We start from the raw sequence: 18,085 nt of genomic DNA on the forward strand, positions 1-18,085 counted from the left end.
GGCACAGATAGCGGGGCTGGACTGCAGCGGATTCAGCATTCCAGGCTGCTGGCTGTTGTCCTGGGCTTTCGTCGGTCACCTGATCGGCGAGCGTTTTCACCGTACGCTGCTGAAATTCGAGACGCCGCTGTTCTTTCGCGTGCTGGGTGGGGTGCTGATCCTGGTCAGCCTGATGGGCATGGCGCGGACCTTTGGCCTGTTGTAACGCCGGACCAGGCGCCCGTTTTCCTGATGGCCTGTTAAGGCTGTGGTTCCAGTCGCACCAGCCGGCCCGGGTCTTCGTCCGTCAGCAGGTAGACGTAGCCGTCCGGGCCCATCTGCACGTCACGGATGCGGCCGAGTGCGTTTTGCAGCAGCTGTTCCTCGGCAACGACCTTGTCATCGCTCAGCTCCAGCCGGGACAGTAACCGGTACTTCAGTGCCCCGACCAGCAGGTTGCCCCGCCACTGTGGAAACCGGTCACCCTGGTAAAAGGTCATGCCGGAGGGCGCGATGGAAGGGTCCCAGTAGTACACGGGTTGCTCCATACCGGCCTTGGCGGTGCCTTCGCCGACCCGGGTGCCGATGCCGTAGTTCACGCCGTAGGTGATCACCGGCCAGCCGTAATTCAGGCCGGGCTGCAGGCGATTGACCTCGTCGCCACCCTGGGGGCCATGCTCGAGGGCCCAGACCGTTTCCCCGTCCGCCGCCAGCGCCAGTCCCTGCACATTGCGATGGCCATAGCTGTAAATCTCCGGCAGGGCCCCGGGGCGATCTGCAAAGGGATTGTCGTCGGGCACCGAACCGTCGTCCCGGATACGGATCACTGAGCCGTTATGGTCGCCCAGATCCTGGGCCCGCTCCTTGTCGCCGCGCTCGCCCAGGCTGATATACAGCAGGCCCTGGTGATCGAACAGCAAGCGTCCGCCGAAATGGCGTCCGCCACCGGCCTTGGGGCTGGCACGGAAGATGACTTCGACATCGTCCAGACGGCCGTCGCCAAGCCGGCCCCGCGCAACCTCGGTGCCCAGCTGTCGCGTCAGGCGGGAGCCGGCGGAATAGCTGAAATAAACCCAGCGGTTCTGCGCGAACTGAGGGTGCAGCGCCACATCAAACAGCCCGCCCTGGCCGGTGGCAACGATGTCTGGCAGTCCATCCAGTGCTGGCGAGAGGGTTCCGTCCGGCGTCACCAGGCGCAGCCGGCCGGGACGCTCGCTGACCAGTATCGAGCCGTCCGGCAGGAACGCCATACCCCAGGGATGCTCGAGCCGGTCAGCCAGGGTAACGGCCCGCAGGGTGCTGTGGCCCGCGGGCGGCGCCGCGGTGATATCGGCGAAGACCGGCGCGGCGACGAGCAGCCAGAAACAAACGATGCGTATCACAAGGAAGGCTCCCTTTCGAATTCGGGGGATGTGGTTTTCAGTGTAGCCAGTGCCCGCTGTTGCCCGTGCAATCTTGTCTGAGCCTTGGTTACGGGGTGCCGGTCAGGCGGTGATCAGTTTATGCCAGGCTTTCAGCACGTCCCTGAAGTCGTCCAGCCCGCAGCCGGCCTCGAGTTCGTCGTCATAGAATTCGAGGTCCTCGAGGCCGGTGTCATCGGCGCTGTCATCCAGGCTGTGGGCCCGCACCCGTACCTCTTCCCGATCAAGCTCCAGACTGAACTCGCTGCCATCGAGGCGGTATTCCCGTATCTGGCGATTGTGCAGCTGCTCAATAACGCTCAACAGCTGTTCCAGCCGTTGTGGATCCTGCCCCAGCTCCTCGTTCAGCCAGCGGCCGAAGGCTTCATGTCCCATGGAGAATTCCGCAAAGTAGCGCCCGATGTCGTCGCGGCCGAAAGTGTATTCCACAAGTGTTCTCTGTACTGATCGAAAAGCGTCATAGTACCCCGATTGGCGCGCATCGGGGTAATGACAGGCTCTGTACTCGGCCAGGGCTGATCTGCACTAGAATTTGATAGGGCTGGCCGAAATTTGCCGAGCGGGGACTCAACAGATGAATACACAGGAAGAAGTGGAGTTTTATTGCCCCTACTGTGGCGAGCGGATCAGTGTGCTGGTGGATTGCAGCGAGGCTGAGCAGCAATACGTGGAAGATTGCCAGGTGTGCTGCAGTCCCATGGTGCTGACTATTCGGGTGGACGAATCCGGCCTGCCGATGGTGGAGGCCACGCAGGAGAACGAATAGCCGGTATCAGGCGGCCCGGGTGATGCGTTGCAGCACCTGCTCAAACTGGTGCAGGTGTTGATCGAGGCTGTCCTCTGCCTGGTGCGTCAGCAGCTGCGCGCCGCACTCTTCAATCGCACCGATCAGCATCAGGTTGTCGGCCATGTCGAAGCGCTCGATGCTCAGGCCTTCGGCGTCCAGGTCCGCGCCGTCGGACGCGACCCGGTCGGCATAGAGGCGTCCATCCAGGCTGTAACCCCATACCGGCTTGCCCAGGCCAGTCATGAATCCCAGTTCAAACGCCGTACCCGCATCCAGACTGGCGCCCCGAAAGGGCGTCATATTGGCGATCATCAGGTCAGCGCGCTGCATCAGTTCAATGTTGGCACGGTAGATGGCCATGCCGGCCTCGCGGGGTGAGAGCGCCTCCAGCTGCAGTGCGCAATCGAGCGGGAACAGACCGTCGAAACCGTAATCTGCGCACAGCTGTGTCTTGGCGGCGCCAGCTGCAAGCGCGTTGGGCCAGAAAACGTCGGGACCGGCGATGTAGATCTTGCGTAGTGACATGGGGCTTCCTGTCGATACGATACAGGCCTGATGATGCCGTACCGCTGGCATCCTTGCATGGGATTTCTGGCGCGGCTGAAGGTGCGGCTCAAGACAGCGGGGAATTCAGCCGGCCAGTAACCAGGGGTTTTTGCGAGCGGCCCGCGCGCTGGAACGCTGCACCGGACTCATGGCGGCGTTGTCCGGGTTGCGCTCCGGTGAGCGGGCCTTGCCGAGGCTTGGTGTGCGTACAAGCCCCAGGTGTTGCATCAATTTTCGAAGTTGCTCGTATGCGGTCTTCATCATGTCCCTGTCCCTCAATCGGTCTATCGAAGGGGGTCTGCTTGCTGGTGTGTGTTCTATCCCTTTCCCGGCTGTATACGTGGCCGAATCTGTATGGGATCACTGCTGGATATAAATAGCCGGTGCATGGAAGCCATTTATAGCGGCAGTACCTGAAACTCGGCTGAAAGAGCGGGTGACTTCAGTCTGCGTTGGCGAGGATGGCGCGGATGCTGTCGGCGCGGTTGTTGATATAGCTGAGGTCGCTGCGGCGCTGGCTGTCCAGGTTGTTGAGGTCGCCTTCGTCGTAGCGGTTGTAGGCCGCAATCAGGGTGCCGGCGCGGGCATCGCCGAACGGGATACCGGGCGAACGGTCGGCATTGTAGTCGCGTACCCGTTCGAGGATGGCGGCCACGCTGCGCCGTGCTGCCGGCAGGGCGTCGAGCGCGCCCTTGATGCCGGCGTCGAGGCGCGGCCCGGTATCGGCCTCGCTCGCTTCGGCGCTGCCCTGAACATAGTTCGAGACGATGGTCTCGCGGATCGGGTTGTGCTGCGAGCCGTCGGCGTACTTGACGTAGGCATGGCACTGGAAGCTGGCGTTGATCCAGTTTTGCGGGTGCTTCTGTTCGGGATGCTCGATATGTTCGCTGATGCCGGCGACCTGCACCGAGTAGTAGACCCAGTAGTGGCTCTGTTTCACCCAGTTCTTGATCGGGTTCTCGACCAGCGTCTTGTGGCGTTCGTTGGCCTGGCCGGTGATCGGGTAGAGGTTTTGCGCGGTACCGGGCCCGCCGATCTGTTCGTTCAGCAGATGGCCGCGGATGTACTTTGACGGGTTGCGCTGGCCAGGGTCCGTCACCAGCTTGCCCATCACTCCCGCCAGTTCACCGGACTGGGGGCCACTGCCGTTGGGGATATGGTCCTCGCCCACCGGGTCCGCCACCATGCCCACGCCGACAGTATCGCCGGCGGCGCTGCCGGTGCTGTGGGTCACCTGGCTGCGCAGATCGACGCCGGGCGTACCGGTGGTGACCGGCGCGTCGACGTCGACCTCCTGCTGGCGGGCGGCGCGCAGGCGGATACGGATGCGGCCGCCCTCCATATGGTAGGCGACCTCGTCGAGTGCAAAGCGGGTGCGAATGCGCTGGAAGTATTCGCTAAGCGCGGCGGTACCGTCTGCCCCTTCTTTCGCCAGCATCAGTAGCTGGCGGGCGCCGTTGAGGTCCGCCTGCTCCTCCTCGGGGGTGCGGGGCAGGGCAGCCGGCGGCTGGTCTAGCGCGGCCAGCGTCAGCGGGTCGGGAATGCGGCCACCGGCGGTTGCGTCCTGGCCAACCAGCAGCGGCGTCAGGTGTACCGCCAGCTGATCCAGCTGCTGGCTCAGTTCCGTCTGCAGGGTACCGCGCTCGGCCTCCGGCGCCGTTTCCAGGCGCCGCTTGAGCTGGGTGATGTCGCCATGGATCCTAAGTGCCTCGGTGCGGTGACGGGTTTTGGCGGCGTGCTGCGGATCTGCCTCGGCGATGGCGAGGTGTTGCAGGAACTGGCCCACCGGCGTCGGTGTACTCTCGACGATCAGCTCGCCGCCACGACCCTCGAAGTAGAGCGCGTGATCGCCGCCCTCGCTGTCGTTGAAGGTCTTGCGGCTTTCCCACCAGTTGCGTACCGCGGCGGCGCCCGAACGCAGCATGTCGAGAAAGCCCTGGCCCAGGCGCAGGGCGCGCTCGATGATCCAGTCCAGGGCTGCGTCGACGCGCGCACGCAGGCTCTCGACGAGTTCGCGGATGCGCGTTCCCAGACGGCCCAGGTTGAACTGATTGGCCAGGAAGCCCACCACCACCGGTACGCCGCTCGCCAGGCTGCTCTCGAGCAGCTCGGCGGCACGGTCGATGACGCCGCGGGCGATCTCGCCAATGCCCATAATCACCGAATTGAGGATTTGCAGCAGTTCGTTGACGTACTGCACGAAGGACTCGATGGCTCGGTAGACGGCGATCAGCGCATTGATGATCGGGGTGATGCCGGAGACATCGAGCAGGGACAGCAGCCAGCGCGACGCGGTGGCGATGATCGCCGTATTGACCCAGTTGGCGACGCTGCCAAGTACCAGGTTCCAGAGGTCACCGAGGCGCTGCTGCAGCAGGTTCCAGAGCCCTGCGGGGCCTTCGGTGACGGCGATGCGCAGCCATTCGAAGGCGCCGCTGGCCAGTTCCACGGCGCCGCGCAGCCGCTCCATCAGCGGCTGGCCGATATGCTCGCCGAGCTTGCTCCAGATATGCTCCAGGGTCAGCCCCATCAGCTGGAACACGAAGTCGACGATCGAGCGGAAGCTGGTCAGGTCCGGCGGCGTGATACCGGCTTCCTCGACCTGGCCGAACAGCCAGCCGGTCACGCCGTTGAACAGGTGTGTGAGTATGTTGCTGAAGAAGTTGCTGGCGCCCTGCCAGATGGAGCGCAGGAAGTTGCCGAAAAAGCCGATAGGGTCCATCAGGATATCGCTGAACGCCTGGGCGGCGTTGGCGATGATCTGCAGCACCAGCTGCGCCGGGATACCGATCAGGTTGAGCATGCTGCTGAAAAAGGTCCAGAGGGCGCCGCCGAGATCGCCGTCGACGAATACCTGCTGCAGGATGCGCAGGGCCGCCTGCTGCACCCGGGCCCAGATGTCGCCGACTGCCATCAGCTGCTGGAACAGCGGAATGCGGCTCAGAATCTGCTCGATGAAGAACTGCTTAAGGCTGTCCTTGATGCAGGTCGGCAGTACCCACCAGGCCGGGCCGAGCAGAAAGTCCGGCAGGAAGGCGAGGATATTGCCGAGGATCTGCAGGATGCGCTGCAGTGCATCGAGCACCGGGCGGATAAAGGTCGACAGCCTGACCAGGCCGTTACCCAGGCTGATGAAAAGCCCCTGCACCGTCTGCGCGGCCCAGTTGCCGAGGCTCGTCAGTCCCGAACTGAGCCAGTCGAAGGCACTGCGCACCGGGCTCAGCAGCGGCTGGCCGGCGAGCCCGGAAATGAACGCCTGGCCCTGGGTGACCGCGGCGCCGATGTGGGTTGCGACCCAGAGACCGGTGCTGACCAGGCTGCCCTGGAAGGCCTCGATGCGCGCGAGTATCGCCGGCAGGATCTCGTCGCGCAGGCTGACCTGGTTTTCGGCGGCATCGCCGCCGGCGCTCGGGTCCAGGTTCTGTGCCATGCTGCCGGCCTGCTCGAGCCAGCCATTGAGGGTATCGCGGAAGTTAACGATGGCGTCGAGCGGCAGGATCTCGCGCACCTTGTCGACCAGGCGCTGGATGGGCCCGATGACCGGCGCAAGTTCGGTTTTGATCGCCGACCAGGCGGAGGCGGCCTGGTCCTTGACCCACTGGATCAGGCCGCCGGAACTGTTGCCCTCGCTGCTGGAGAGCCCCAACTGCTGCTTGATCCAGTCCCAGGCATCGGAGATGACCGAGCGGATGGCATCGACCACCGGCCGGGTCCAGTCCCAGATTTGCTGGCCAAGGTTGCGGACATAGTCCCAGGTATCGCCGGCGACCTCGCCCAGCCAGTCGAACAGCGGCGCACCGTAACGGTTCCAGATATCGCTGAAGAAGTCGCCAACCGGGCGGAAAAACTCGGCGATGGCGTCGAAGGCGTCCCGTGCCAGCTCGCCGACCAGATCGCGCAGCTGGCCGAGCGCCGCGAACAGCGGCTCGCAGTCGCCCCGGGCCAGCCCCGCGACGATTTCGCCGGCGGCGCTGGCCAGACGGCCAAAGGTCGTGAACAGGGTGCCAAGGGTATCGGAGCGGTCCGCGAGGCCGCCAAACAGCGAGGAGGCGACGTCGGAGATCTTGTCGCGGATAAAGCCGAGGAAGCCCCGTTCGCGTACCGCATCCAGAATCTCCAGCAACCGGGCGGGTGCCACCCTGCGCACGATGGCCCAGGCGGCGTCGGCGCCGAGCGCGACCGCACCTTCAACCAGATCGCTGCCGGCGTCAATGGCACTGCTGGCCAGATCGCTGCCGGCGTCGATCACATCGCCGGCGACATCGGCCACATCGTGATACCAGGCGCCCTGGATCCGTGGCGTGGAGCTGGTGATTGCCGGCGCCTGGACGCCGGGCAGCGCGGTCGTCGCACCCTGCTGCACCACATGGGTCAGCTCGTGAGCCAGCAGGTGACGGCCACGGGGAGACTCGGGCTGCCACTGGCCCGGTGCGAACACCAGGTGCTGGCGCCAGGCATAGGCCCGGGCGCCGAGGTCATGGGCGGTCTGCGCCGCCGCCGGGTCGGTATGGATGCGCACGCGGGAGAGGTCCTGGCCCAGCTGGGGCTCGAAAAAGGCGCGACTGGTGGCCGGTAGCGGCCGGCCGCCACTGAACAGGCCGCGAATGCGCTGCCAGAGTCCGGGACGTTGCTCGCTGTCACTGTCCGGCTCTGCCCGGGCCTGCTGTTCTTCAGTCTCGACCGTGGCGTCCGGGCTTTGCTGCCGGTTTTCGGGCGCGTTTTGAATACCGGATGCGACGACTGGCGCCGCTTGCGGCCCGGCGGTGCCGGCGATCCGGTCGGCCACGGCGTCGGCCTGGCGTTCCAGCGGATCCTGTACAGCGCCAAGTGGTAACGGATTGTTTTGGGCGTTGCACTGAATGCCGCTTAACGCCGGGGTTGCTGGATCCGGGCCGCGATCGGTTGTGCCATGCAGTAGCTGCTGTACCTGTTCAGCGGAGCGCTGGCGAGCATACCGGTGCAGCGTTGGCCGGCTACGGCGTCCGGTTGCCTTGCGACGCGCATCCGCGGGAACCTGCAGCGGGCCAGAGAGGCTGCCCATCGGCGCAGGGGATCAGCAGCGACCGGCGCCACCGGCGGCGATAATGGCACGCAGCTGGTCACGCATGGTGGTTCGGGCGGCGGTGCGCAGCGGCACCGGGATCGCGGCGAAGTGCGTCAGGGCGCTGTTGGCCGAGGCGACCCGTTGGGCGGCGTCCAGCTGGGGCATTCGGCCCCGTGCGCAGACTTCGGAGAAGAAGGCTTCAAACTCGTCGACATCGGGGTTGCCGGTACCCCGCGCACACTGGGGTACATGGACCAGCTCGTGGTTGATAATGCGGATCAGCAGATTGTAGGCACCGAAGCTCGGGGTTCTCAGGTCGTTGCGACAAACCACCAGTTCGACGGGGCCGCCGCCGCAATGGGGACCGCCTTCGACATGGGCGAAGGTCGGACCACAGACGGCAGCTGCCCGGGTGGTACTGATGTCATTGAGGGCGCGATCGACGTGCAAGCCGTAGGATTCGATCAGCAACAGCACCGCATCCCGGAACAGCCCTTCGGCGACGAACTCCTGGAACAGTCGATGGGTGGTGCGGTGACCGAGCTTGCCGTCCTGCGGTAGCCGCCAGAACGCCTGGAATTCGCCGACGGCACGGGCAAAGGCGTCGTCCGTTTCCATCGGCAGGCGACTCAGGCCGAGCACGTCGCGCATCAGCCCGATCATGTAGCGGTCGTCGAAGCGGGCGCTGTTGAAAGCGACGGCATCCGCCACCTGGGCATCGCTCAGCGCCTGGGTGGCTTCGGGGCCGCGCCGGTGCTCCCGCGCCAGATCCCGCTGCAGCCGCATCCCGCCCTGGCGCTGCTGCAATACGTGGGTCAGCTCATGGGCCAGCAGCTGCTGACTGTCGGGATGCGCTGGCCGGTATTCGTCGCCGGCAAAGACGATATGGTGTCCGACGGTATAGGCCCTGGCGCCTATGGTCGAGGTGGACTGGTTCGCCGCGTTGCCGGTATGGATGCGCACGTCGGCAAAGGACGCACCAAAGCCCCGCTCCATACGGTGTTGCAGTCCGGCGGGGAGCTTGCTGCCGCCGGTAGGCGGTCCGGTGACGGCGCCGGACGCAGGCTCCGCGCCCGGCGTCTGCTTGGTCTGCAACATCTCTTCTTCTTCGCATTCGGCGCACAGGCGCTGTGCCGAGGTATCAACCGGCAGTATCGCCTCCCGGCGTCCGCCTGCCATCACCTGGCTGGCGACCCGGTCAGCCTGCTGTTCATAGCGGTCGTTGGGCTGGCCGATTTTCAATGCCGGTTGCAGCACCGCGCGCACCCGGCTGCCCTGGTGGTAGCCGCGTCGTTGCGGACTGCGAAAGGCCGCCGGTGCCCAGCGGGCAGTGCGGCGCCGATAGCTGTGTAACATTTCACACCTCCCTGTTATCGCAGTTTCAAGCGTGTCTGGGTATCCCTGATCAGTTTGTTGGCCTGGGTGCGGGTCAGGCGGGTACCGCTGGTCAGTGTTGTTGAATCGGCCACCGCCAGGTCCGACAGTGTCATGATGCCTGCCTCGAGCAGCACCTTGCGGGTGTCGGTATCGACGCCGGCGGCGCTGATCGGACGCTGGCCGTCGATTTCGACCTTGAGCTTGTCCAGCTCCTGCGTCGTTGTCTTGAGGCCTTCCTGCAGCGAGCCGATCTCGGTTTCCAGGCTGCTGCGTTCGGATTTGAGTTCAGCCAGCTGTAGCTGCAGACCGCCGATCTCCTGCTGCGTCTCAACCTTGCGCTGATCCAGCGTATCGAGCTGGTTCTGCAGCGCGCCGACTTCCTCGACCGCCGCTTTGCGCGCCCCCGCTTCAGCCAGGCTGCTGTTCAGGGCGCTGAGATCTGCCAGTGCTTCCTTGCGCGCCGCGAAGGCGTCGAGCTGGCTGTCGTCGACGGCGATCGCCGTCGTGGTTGCAGTTTCCAGCGTGTAGAACTTGACCTGTCCCTGCTCCTCGTAGACGGTCACCTTGCTGCCTCTGGGTATCAGGTTGGGTGTCGTCGTGTAGGCGCGGATATAGTCGCCGGAACGCTGCGGGTCGTAGGGTTTTACCTCGGTTTTGATCTGTTGCGCCTCGAGCTGCGTCACGGCCTCTTCGGTGGCCAGGTTGCGATAGGCCTGCTTGCTGACAGCGCCGCCGGGCTCCAGGGCGCGGCTGGTGGTCATCAGGCCATCGACGGCCAGTTGTCCAGACAGGCGCAGGTTCTGCATCGGCGTGCGCAACAGCTGGCGCATGTCGGTGCGCTGCACGGTCTTGACCGACTGGCGGTACTGGGCGCCCTTGATGGGCGTCTGGGTGCTCTGGACCGGCATCATGTAGCGCTCGACCAGTGGCTGGAATTTGTTCGGGATCAGGCTGCAGCAGAAGGACTGCACCGCCTTGCGAATGGCGGGTAATACGGGAATGAGTGACAGCCAGTACTCGACCTTGGGGAAGGTCTTGACGTGGCGGCGCTTGGCGAAGTTGCAGATCTTGTACACCTCGTTGTCGCGGATCTCGACCTTTGCCAGCCAGACCTTCTCATCGTCATCGCACTCGGGGCAGCGGGTCAGCAGCAGGTTACAGAAGCAGTCCTTGAGGTTTTGCAGCAGGTTGCCGAACAGCGCAATGAAGGCCAACAGCACCTGTAACCGGTAGCTGCGCAGCTGGTCGAGGAAGCCGTCGTCGATGTGCAGTTCAGCCCGCGGCACCGCGCTGATGGTGTTGCTGGCGAAGTTCAGCACCAGCACGTCGCCACTCTTGGCATCGATGCAGAAGTCGCAGGGAAACAGCTGTACCGGTACCCGATCGACAACCGGCTTGCCGTTCTGCCACAGTTGCAGCCGGAATTCGTCTTCGAGGCTTAGCAGCAGGCCCTGTTCCTGCGCATGGTAGCGCAGCCGCAAGCCGGTGTTCGCCAGTCCTGAGAGTTGCCGCTGGGGCGGCGATGTGGGACTGAGGGCGCCGCCGTATTCCCACACCGACTTGCTGGCGCTGCCGTCGATGGCGACGAAAAGCGCGGCCTGGCGGTTGGCCCCGGTGTCGTCAGCCTGCACTTCGCCGACGGCGAGGCCGTCGCTGCCTTGCACGCTCTGGCCATTCTGCTGCAGCAGCAGTTCGAAGTCCGGTGTCTGGGGCGCGCCGGTAATACCGCGGGCCTTGGCCAGGTCAATGCGCACCACGCGGTCGTAACGGCCGTCGTTGGTCTCGGCCTCCTGGCTCTGCGCGGTTGCGTAGTAGAGACCGTTGGCGGCATCGACATGGCCGCTGGCATTGAAACGGTACGCCGGGGTCGGGATCTGCTTCTCGTCGCCGAACAGCTGCCCGGTATTGAGTACGAACAGGCCGCTGCCGATACCGGTCGCATAGAGTGTCTGGGACTGCGACGGGTCGAAGCGCAGGTCCGATATGCGCAGGCCGCAGAGAATGGCACTCTGTTCCCACACCAGCTTCAGGCCCTCGAGGCGGGCGCGGCTGAGAATGCTGTCGGTACCGTTAATGTCGGCGGCGACGAACAGCAGCTGGCTGTCGTTGCTGAAGGTCGCGGCGCTGATCTCGGCGCCCTCGGCCGAGGGCACAGTGTCGACCGCCACCAGCGTGCCCTCGGCAATGCTGTAGAGATTCAGCTCGGTACCGGCGCCACCATAGCTCAACAGCAGATCGCCCGCGGGCTGATGCGCTAGCTTGTCATGGTGATTCTTGCCAAACCAGGTGTTGAGACCCGTGTCCGGGAAGGGGTATGCAGGGAAGTCCTGGCCACGGGACTGACCGCAGAAGGTGGTGCTGGCCAGAATTTCACGCAGCCGCAGGTAAAAGGCGTGCAGCAACGCGTGCTCGCGCAGTGACAGGAACACCTGTTCGCCATGGGGACGGTAGAACAGCTGCGCCAGCAGGTTCAGCAGGCTGGTAACGCGCATGCGTTGCGGCGAAACCAGCTGTTCATCGTTCTCGGCGGCGGCAATGCTGTCATCGCCCAGGTCCTCGATCTCGGCCCGGATCTCGTCGATCAGGCCTTTCAGGCAGTCGTTGTAGAAATCGAGCCAGAGCGTGCCCTTGAGCCAGCCGTAGGCGTCGTCGTTCGGGGCTTCTTCAGCGCTGATACGCAGCACCGGTGCGCCGCTGTCATTCAGTTCGATATACAGGCAAACCTCGCCGCTGCCATCATCGAGCGGATTGTTGTCCAGTTGCTCCAGTGCCGCGATCACATCGAAAAACTGCTGCTGCTCGAGCACGATATCGTCGCCCTCGCAGCTGAGTGCGTAGCCCTTGCTGACGCGCACCCGGCGGTGGTGCAGGGTACCGTTGGTGTCCGGCAGGACCTCGCCACCGCACTCGGCCACCAGGCCGCAGACCACGCCCCAGCCGTGCAGGTGCTTGTTGTGCCAGCGCAGGTCACGCTCGCGGCACAGGTGATCAAGGGCATCCTCGACGGTGCGCACCCCCGGCATCTCGCAGGCTTCGTTGCGGTAGCAGACGTCGCCGGCGTCGATGTCGGTCAGGGGCGGGAACTCGAAGGCCTTGCAGGCATTGTCGAGGTCCGGTGTGAAGCGCGTGATGACGCCATCAGCGTCCACATCGACGCTGCCGATCAGCCAGTAGTGGTGCAGGATGCCCTGGGGAGTCTCGGCCTCGATCAGAGGATCACCGGCGCTATGGATGGCCTGGCGCACCGTGGCAAGCCAGTAGTCGCCGGCCAGAGCCAGTTCGTCCGCGAGGCTGAATTGCAGCAGCAGCTGATCGAGGTTGAGCTCAATGCTGGCGCCGCCGATATCCACAAAGCCGTGGTCGCTGTCGCCAAGGCCAGTACTGAGTTCGATATTGCGGTCGTAGCCCTCGCTCAGGGTCCAGGCCGCGCCGTCGAAATCGAAACGGGCGAAGCCGTCCCAGCGCCTGACCAGCGACATGGCGGGCGCGGATTCCGGACTGTAGCCGTGGCTGAGTACGCCGCGCTGTGGCGAAAAGCCCGGTAGCAGGTGTCGCCCCAGGTGCTTCTCGCTGAGCATATGCTCGTCCGCCGTATCGCTCGGGCCCGAGAAGTACTCGTAGCTCCAGTGACCGCTGTCGAAGCCCGGCGGAAACTGGCCGACCTGGTAGGCTTCGGCGCCATTTTCCCGCGACCATTTCAGCGTCAGGCCGATGATTTCGGGGATCGGCTCATCGGACCAGAGCACATCGTGCACCTCGACACGGAACAGGAAGTTGCCGACGTCTTCCGGCAGGGAAAGCTCTTCCGCACAGGGGTCGCAGGGGTCATGCAGGGTGGCGCCCTGGCGGATCCAGAGGCTCAGTGGAATGGTGCCGATCGGCGGGTTCAGCGCCACCGCTGTTGGGTCCACCGTGGCCGGGCAGGCCTTGACCTGCGCCATGGTCTGGCTGCGGGTGCAGGTGTCGGCACCATGCAGGCCCGGGTCCATCAGTGTCGGATCTTCCAGCGGGGTAACCGTGCGCTCCCAGACGTCCAGATAGAGCCGGTGGCTGCCCGCGGTTAACGCCGGCACGCCGGGCAGGTCTGCCTGGTGCTCGAAGACGAACACCGGTCCCAGTGTCGGATCGTCTGGCACTACCCGGCCCGGGATGCCGTCGACGTAGACATGACCCCAGCGCAGTTCATAACTGTCGGCGCCGGTCTGGCGTACCAGCCCGCGCGCGCGGGGGCTGCCGTCGCCGATCACGTCCGTCAGGGCCTCAACCAGGCGGTGCTGTACCAGGTCGTTGAGTTCATTCCAGTCAGCATCGGTAATCATGCGGCCCATCTGCTGATAGACGCCGGAGTAACGCTGTTCGGGGGCGAAGCTGTGGCGGGATATCTGGGTTTTCATGGTACGTCCTTATTCACCTGACAACAGGGTCAGCGCGGCGTCGGGGATAACCACCGCCTGCTGGCCGACTGGGAGATAGTCCTGAAGTTTGCGCAGCACGGCTTCGAATCGAAGGCTCAGTTGCACGCAGTGATAGGCGCCGGGCTCGGTGCCGTCCTCGGCGCGGTAGCGCACCTGTGGCGGACTTGCGGGATGCAAGACGCCACAGCCGGGCTCGCCAAAATTTTCGCTGAACATGACCGGCGCCTCGCGACTGTTGTGGTAATGGCGCTGCAGGTCGGCCGGTGCCTGGTCTGGCAGGATGAGGCTGTAGCGCACGCAGTGCGGGTCCGGCGGCAGGTCGTTGGGGTCATCCTTGCGCAAGCGGCAGCGGAAGATGCAATCGCTCGCCTGCAACCGTTCCACCAGGCAGCGCTCGAGCAAGGTGCAGTATTCCAGTCGCACCAGGCCGCGGGCGGCGCGCAGGCGCTGGAACAGGCAGTCGCGGGCCTCGACCACCGGCGTTACGGTATCGGTGCTGTGGATCTCGATATTTTTCAGCGCGCAGCGATCGAATGCCAAGCGGCCGCCGTCGGCTTCGAGCCGGTTGGCGAGAATCAGGCCGAGAAAGCGGAATCGCTGCGGGTTCGACGGGCCGACACCGCTGCCGGGCACCTGGGCGAGATTGAACACCCCGACCAGCTCGACCATCTGCAGCGGTGCTGCATCCAGGCCACGATTGGCGAATACCAGGGTATGATCGAGCTCGGAATAGAGCTGCACCTGCTGCAGGAATGGCTCGTCCGGCAGCACGGCGTCGTCGAGCCACTGCTGGCGCCAGCGCACGCGGGGGCGGCCGGGCTGGAAGAAGCCATCGGGTTGTACCACGTACAGCAGCACCCGGCGCGGATGGATATGGCCGACGCGCCAGTCGGGCTCGCGCAGGTCCGGTGTGCGCCTGCTTGCGTCGTCGAAGGCGGCACCGTGAAAATGGCCCTCGGCGTCGATTCGCTGGTGGTGGCAGGGAATGCCGTGGGGGTAGTGCTGGCGCCAGCGGATATCCTCACCCTGTAGGGTGCTGACCTGGCTCACCGGGCTGTAGCCGCTGTCGACGCCGGCGCGGCTGGCGCAACGAAAGTCCGGCGTGACAGCCGGCACCCCCGGGTGCCGGGCCATCTGTTGCGGCAGGCCGGTCTCGAAAGGTTGTGCCAGTCCGTAGTGTGATTCCGGCAGTAGTGGCGCCGACAGCCGTGGTGTCATGGCCAGTCGTTGCCAGCCCTCCTGCACGACCACCTCCCACTGGCCGATCGCTTCGGCGATCTCGTCGACCACCTCGAGGGTGCCCTTGCGCTGGCGCCAGCTGACCGCCCGCCCAATCTCTTCGCGGCGGCCTTCGATGAGCGGCGACACCAGCCGGACGTCGAGCAGATCGGCGAAGTAGGGTAGTAGCCAGGTCTGGCTGGCGCGTTCTGCATCGGCGGGCGGGTCGGGAAAGTTGTCGGCGTAGTACTGCTGCAGACTGCCGTGAAGGCGATCGAGCAGCGTGTCGCAACCGTCGAGCAGGGTCCTGGTGTGGCGGTTTTCGTCCTGCTGGCGGACATATTCCGGTAGCAGGTCGTAGAGCCGCAGCTTGCGATCAGACATGGTGCGCCTCCGTGCGGATGTTGGGCGACGCCAGCGCCGGATTCAGGTAGAGCAGCTGGCCCGGGTGCGGTGAGATGCGACGGATGCTGCCGTCGCTGGCGGTGAACAGGTGGCCGGGGGCGCTGGGCAAGTCCTGGTCGTTGAAGAAACCACTGGGGTTGAGGCGGCAGTCGGCGTTTTCGACACCCTCTACCGATTCAACCAGCTGATAGAGCCGTGAACGGTAGAGCGGCGTCCCGAGGCGGGCCTTTTCGAGCGATAGCGCCGCGACCAGGGTGTCGCGTACCCGGGCCGCGACTTCATCCGGGTCGTAGGCGGCCTCGTCGATGCGCAGCAGAATATCGAGCTCCAGCAACAGTCCCTCGTAACGTCGCACCTGCACCGAGACGCCGGGGCAGGCCTGTTGCTCCAGCGTCCTGCGCAGGTGGCTGGCCAGATCGCCCAGGTTGCCACCACCGGCCGGCACTACAACCAGCTCGATGCGCTCGCGCGCACCGGGCAAGTTTTGCAGTGCCCGGGCGCTGGCGTGCCAGACACTGCTCTGGCGCTCGGCCAGGGCCTGGAAGTCGCGCGCCGAGACGGCGCGGGACAGTGTGAGTACCGATGCCGGCGCGTTATCACGCAATGCCTCGGTGGCTTCAAGTTCGCCACCGCCGGTGGCGGCGGCCGGTTGCAGAACCGCCGCCAGTAGGTCGTGGGGCTTTTTCAGCTTGCTCAGGCTGCCCGCTGGCAGGTTGCCGGCGAGGCCGTTGCCGATGCGGGCCTGAATGCGCACATTGCTGCTGCCGCTGGGCAGCCGCTGGCCGTGTTCGCCATCGCCGAAGCGCAGCAACAGTTCGCCGTCGCCGGTCAGCTGCTGCTGAAAAGCGGTATCGGTTGCGTCACAGTCGCGCAGGTTGTCGACCTGGGTCCATTCCCGGTTGTCGGCCCAGACCCTGACAGCGGCGCGCACGCCGCTGGTGTACCGACTGTCGCGCACGAAGGCGATACCGGTTTTGGCATAGAGAAACTCCTGGCTGGAGAGCACGCGGTTGCCGCTGCCGAGCACGGCCGGTGCCTTTGATTCGCCGTGACCCGCCAGCACCAGGTTGCCATGGACGCGGCTGTCGGCCTTGGGAAAGCGCGCGGGGTCCTGGGGTGGCGTCACGGTCAGGCACAGTGCTGCACCGCCGGCAGGATCCGCTTCGACCTGCTGCAGGCGCACCCGCACACCACTATCGGAACCTGCGATCCAGAGCGAACGCCCCGGTACCAGGGCGGCGGGCATGTCATCCAACCTCAGCCACAGCCGGCTGCTGAGGTCGCTACCGGGTGCCGGTGCCTCGAACAGCGGGGTTTCATTGCGATCGTAACGTCGGTCGGCCAGCTGCAGTTTCCAGAGTCCAACGCCCTGGTACCAGCGCTCAGCCGCGGGCAGGCTGTCGAATTGCAGTTCGAACCCCTCGTCGTCCTGTTCCAGGCCGGCCAGGCGACGGCTGTACCAGCCCGTCGTCCCTTGCAGCAGCAGCCATTGGCCCGACGCCAGATCGCCGGGGTCACCGCTGAACCGCAGCGCTGCCGGCTGAGTCTCGATGACGTCGCAGCAGGCCGGTGTACCGGTCGCAAGGTACCAGGCCCGCGGCGCGAGGCTGGCGCTGAGATAGCGGTACAGGGTGCCGGGGCCGTCCTCGACCGCCTGCGCCGTGGGCGTGCGGGCGCTGAGCGCGTCGTCGTCCAGCCATACCTGGGGATAGCCCAGGCTCTCCGGCATGATCAGCCGGCTGCCGCCATCCTGCTGCGGGCCGGCGGCCTGGGTCGGGTAGAGGGCTTTGCCGGCTGGCACATTGGCGCTGAGCCGCAGCCGGTCACCATCGACCTCGAGCACCCTGATTACCGAGAAGACATTGACTGTGCCGCGTCCGCTGATATGAAAACTGTCGCTGACGAACGCCAGCACATCGCCGGCACCTACACTGGCGGCACGGTCGGTGCGTACCACGCCCGGGCCATTGAGGCGCGGCGCCTGCTGCCAGTCCGGGTCAGCGTGCAGGCGCAGGTCCGCCAGCGGCAGGTCCAGTCCCAGGGCGGCAGCATCCTGGTATTGCACGCTGACACTCCCGGCACCGATGTTCTGCAGCCGTACTGTGGCACCCAGGTCGCCGGCACTGATCAGGGCGCGGGCGCCAATACCGAGCGCGGGCGGCACGCTGTCCAGCTGCAGTGTCAGCAGCGGTGTGGCCGGTCCCAGGCCCAGCTGCAGCATGGAACGGTCGAAGTCCGGTGCGCGCAATTCGTTGAGCCGATAATCGACGTCGATGTTATTGAGCGTCTCGAAAATCAGCGGCGCCGAGCCGTCGGTGGGCGCGTTCTGCACCGCGAGCCCGACCTCGACCTCGCCGATGGCCGCGTCGTCGCTACGGCCAAAGAGCGCCAGCCAGGTTTCGGCCGAGGCCGGCGGTGCCGGATGGTAGTCGAGCATGGCGACCAGGCGGCGCACGCTGTCCCACTGCGTGGCGGTGCGCAGGTAGCGCTCGTTTGCCAGCGCACTGGTGGTATGGGCCAGAACGTGAACTGCCCGGGCGAAGCTGCGCAGCAGCTCCCAGGCGTAGTCGCGCCGCGGGCCCCGGTACTGTTCGAGCAGGCGCTGCTGCCAGGCGCGCAGGGTCAGGTCGTTGCCGGGGTCGCCGAGCCAGCGCTCGATCGCAGCATCCCCCAGGAACAGCAGGCTCAGGGTATTGCGCAGGTCTTCGAGGTAGGTGGCGGCGTTGCCCTCAACGTAGTCGAGGTGGCTCAGACCGGCGCGATTCCAGCGCGTGAGGTCTGCATGATCGTTGAAGTCACTGTTCATCCGCGTTGGCCTCCGTGCAGCTTCAGCGTCCAGTATCCGAGGGCAGGCCGGGACAGGTCGTTGTCGCAACGGGCGATCTGGTTGACG

At 65.3% G+C, this 18,085-nt stretch carries 11 protein-coding genes; 2 read left to right on the plus strand and 9 right to left on the minus strand.

Annotation, left to right across the window (positions count from 1 at the left end; genetic code table 11):
- The first annotated feature begins 55 nt into the window (after positions 1 to 55).
- Positions 56 to 205, plus strand: a complete 150-nt coding sequence (locus KDW95_RS19070; protein WP_255853362.1) for a hypothetical protein — start codon at positions 56 to 58, stop codon at positions 203 to 205.
- Positions 206 to 239: 34 nt separating this feature from the next.
- Here the strand turns inward: KDW95_RS19070 and KDW95_RS19075 are convergent, their stop codons facing one another.
- Positions 240 to 1,361, minus strand: a complete 1,122-nt coding sequence (locus KDW95_RS19075; protein ID WP_255853363.1) for a PQQ-dependent sugar dehydrogenase — start codon at positions 1,359 to 1,361, stop codon at positions 240 to 242.
- Positions 1,362 to 1,463: 102 nt separating this feature from the next.
- Positions 1,464 to 1,829 carry a YacL family protein gene (locus tag KDW95_RS19080; protein WP_255853364.1) on the minus strand — a complete coding sequence of 122 codons (366 nt, stop codon included), beginning with the start codon at positions 1,827 to 1,829 and terminating at the stop codon, positions 1,464 to 1,466.
- Between the two features lie 145 nt (positions 1,830 to 1,974).
- Here KDW95_RS19080 and KDW95_RS19085 point away from each other — a divergent pair, with 145 nt between their 5' ends.
- The gene (locus tag KDW95_RS19085) at positions 1,975 to 2,166 is read left to right on the plus strand and encodes a CPXCG motif-containing cysteine-rich protein (RefSeq protein ID WP_255853365.1); all 192 of its coding nucleotides are present in this window, start codon (positions 1,975 to 1,977) and stop codon (positions 2,164 to 2,166) included.
- Between the two features lie 6 nt (positions 2,167 to 2,172).
- On the opposite strand, the gene KDW95_RS19090 is transcribed toward KDW95_RS19085, so the two are convergent.
- From KDW95_RS19090 to KDW95_RS19120, 7 genes are all read right to left on the minus strand, one after another.
- Positions 2,173 to 2,712, minus strand: coding sequence for a nucleoside 2-deoxyribosyltransferase (locus KDW95_RS19090; protein WP_255853366.1), 540 nt, complete (start codon positions 2,710 to 2,712; stop codon positions 2,173 to 2,175).
- A gap of 105 nt (positions 2,713 to 2,817) precedes the next feature.
- Positions 2,818 to 2,997 (minus strand): hypothetical protein, encoded by a 180-nt coding sequence (locus KDW95_RS19095; protein WP_255853367.1) that lies wholly within the window; start codon positions 2,995 to 2,997, stop codon positions 2,818 to 2,820.
- A 178-nt stretch (positions 2,998 to 3,175) separates the two neighbouring features.
- The gene (locus tag KDW95_RS19100; protein WP_255853368.1) at positions 3,176 to 7,774 is read right to left on the minus strand and encodes an eCIS core domain-containing protein; all 4,599 of its coding nucleotides are present in this window, start codon (positions 7,772 to 7,774) and stop codon (positions 3,176 to 3,178) included.
- A gap of 12 nt (positions 7,775 to 7,786) precedes the next feature.
- A complete protein-coding gene (locus KDW95_RS19105) occupies positions 7,787 to 9,133 on the minus strand; it encodes an eCIS core domain-containing protein (protein WP_255853369.1) in 1,347 nt (448 codons plus the stop codon).
- 14 nt (positions 9,134 to 9,147) lie between these two features.
- Positions 9,148 to 13,548 carry a DUF6519 domain-containing protein gene (locus KDW95_RS19110; RefSeq protein ID WP_255853370.1) on the minus strand — a complete coding sequence of 1,467 codons (4,401 nt, stop codon included), beginning with the start codon at positions 13,546 to 13,548 and terminating at the stop codon, positions 9,148 to 9,150.
- Between the two features lie 9 nt (positions 13,549 to 13,557).
- Complete coding sequence (locus tag KDW95_RS19115) at positions 13,558 to 15,171, minus strand: hypothetical protein (RefSeq protein ID WP_255853371.1); 1,614 nt, start codon at positions 15,169 to 15,171, stop codon at positions 13,558 to 13,560.
- Complete coding sequence (locus tag KDW95_RS19120; RefSeq protein ID WP_255853372.1) at positions 15,164 to 17,998, minus strand: baseplate J/gp47 family protein; 2,835 nt, start codon at positions 17,996 to 17,998, stop codon at positions 15,164 to 15,166. The genes KDW95_RS19115 and KDW95_RS19120 overlap by 8 nt, the downstream gene beginning before the upstream one ends.
- Positions 17,999 to 18,085 lie beyond the last annotated feature (87 nt).

Origin of the sequence: Marinobacterium rhizophilum, assembly GCF_024397915.1 — a bacterium.
GTDB classification, from domain to species: Bacteria; Pseudomonadota; Gammaproteobacteria; order Pseudomonadales; family Balneatricaceae; genus Marinobacterium_A; species Marinobacterium_A rhizophilum_A.

What these genes read in the sequence shown, in the direction of transcription:
- KDW95_RS19085 (WP_255853365.1), top strand. Translation starts at nt 1,975, where the DNA reads ATGAATACACAGGAAGAAGTGGAGTTTTATTGCCCCTACTGTGGCGAG.
- KDW95_RS19090 (WP_255853366.1), bottom strand. Translation starts at nt 2,712, where the DNA reads ATGTCACTACGCAAGATCTACATCGCCGGTCCCGACGTTTTCTGGCCC.
- KDW95_RS19095 (WP_255853367.1), bottom strand. Translation starts at nt 2,997, where the DNA reads ATGATGAAGACCGCATACGAGCAACTTCGAAAATTGATGCAACACCTG.
- KDW95_RS19100 (WP_255853368.1), bottom strand. Translation starts at nt 7,774, where the DNA reads ATGGGCAGCCTCTCTGGCCCGCTGCAGGTTCCCGCGGATGCGCGTCGC.
- KDW95_RS19105 (WP_255853369.1), bottom strand. Translation starts at nt 9,133, where the DNA reads ATGTTACACAGCTATCGGCGCCGCACTGCCCGCTGGGCACCGGCGGCC.
- KDW95_RS19110 (WP_255853370.1), bottom strand. Translation starts at nt 13,548, where the DNA reads ATGAAAACCCAGATATCCCGCCACAGCTTCGCCCCCGAACAGCGTTAC.
- KDW95_RS19115 (WP_255853371.1), bottom strand. Translation starts at nt 15,171, where the DNA reads ATGTCTGATCGCAAGCTGCGGCTCTACGACCTGCTACCGGAATATGTC.
- KDW95_RS19120 (WP_255853372.1), bottom strand. Translation starts at nt 17,998, where the DNA reads ATGAACAGTGACTTCAACGATCATGCAGACCTCACGCGCTGGAATCGC.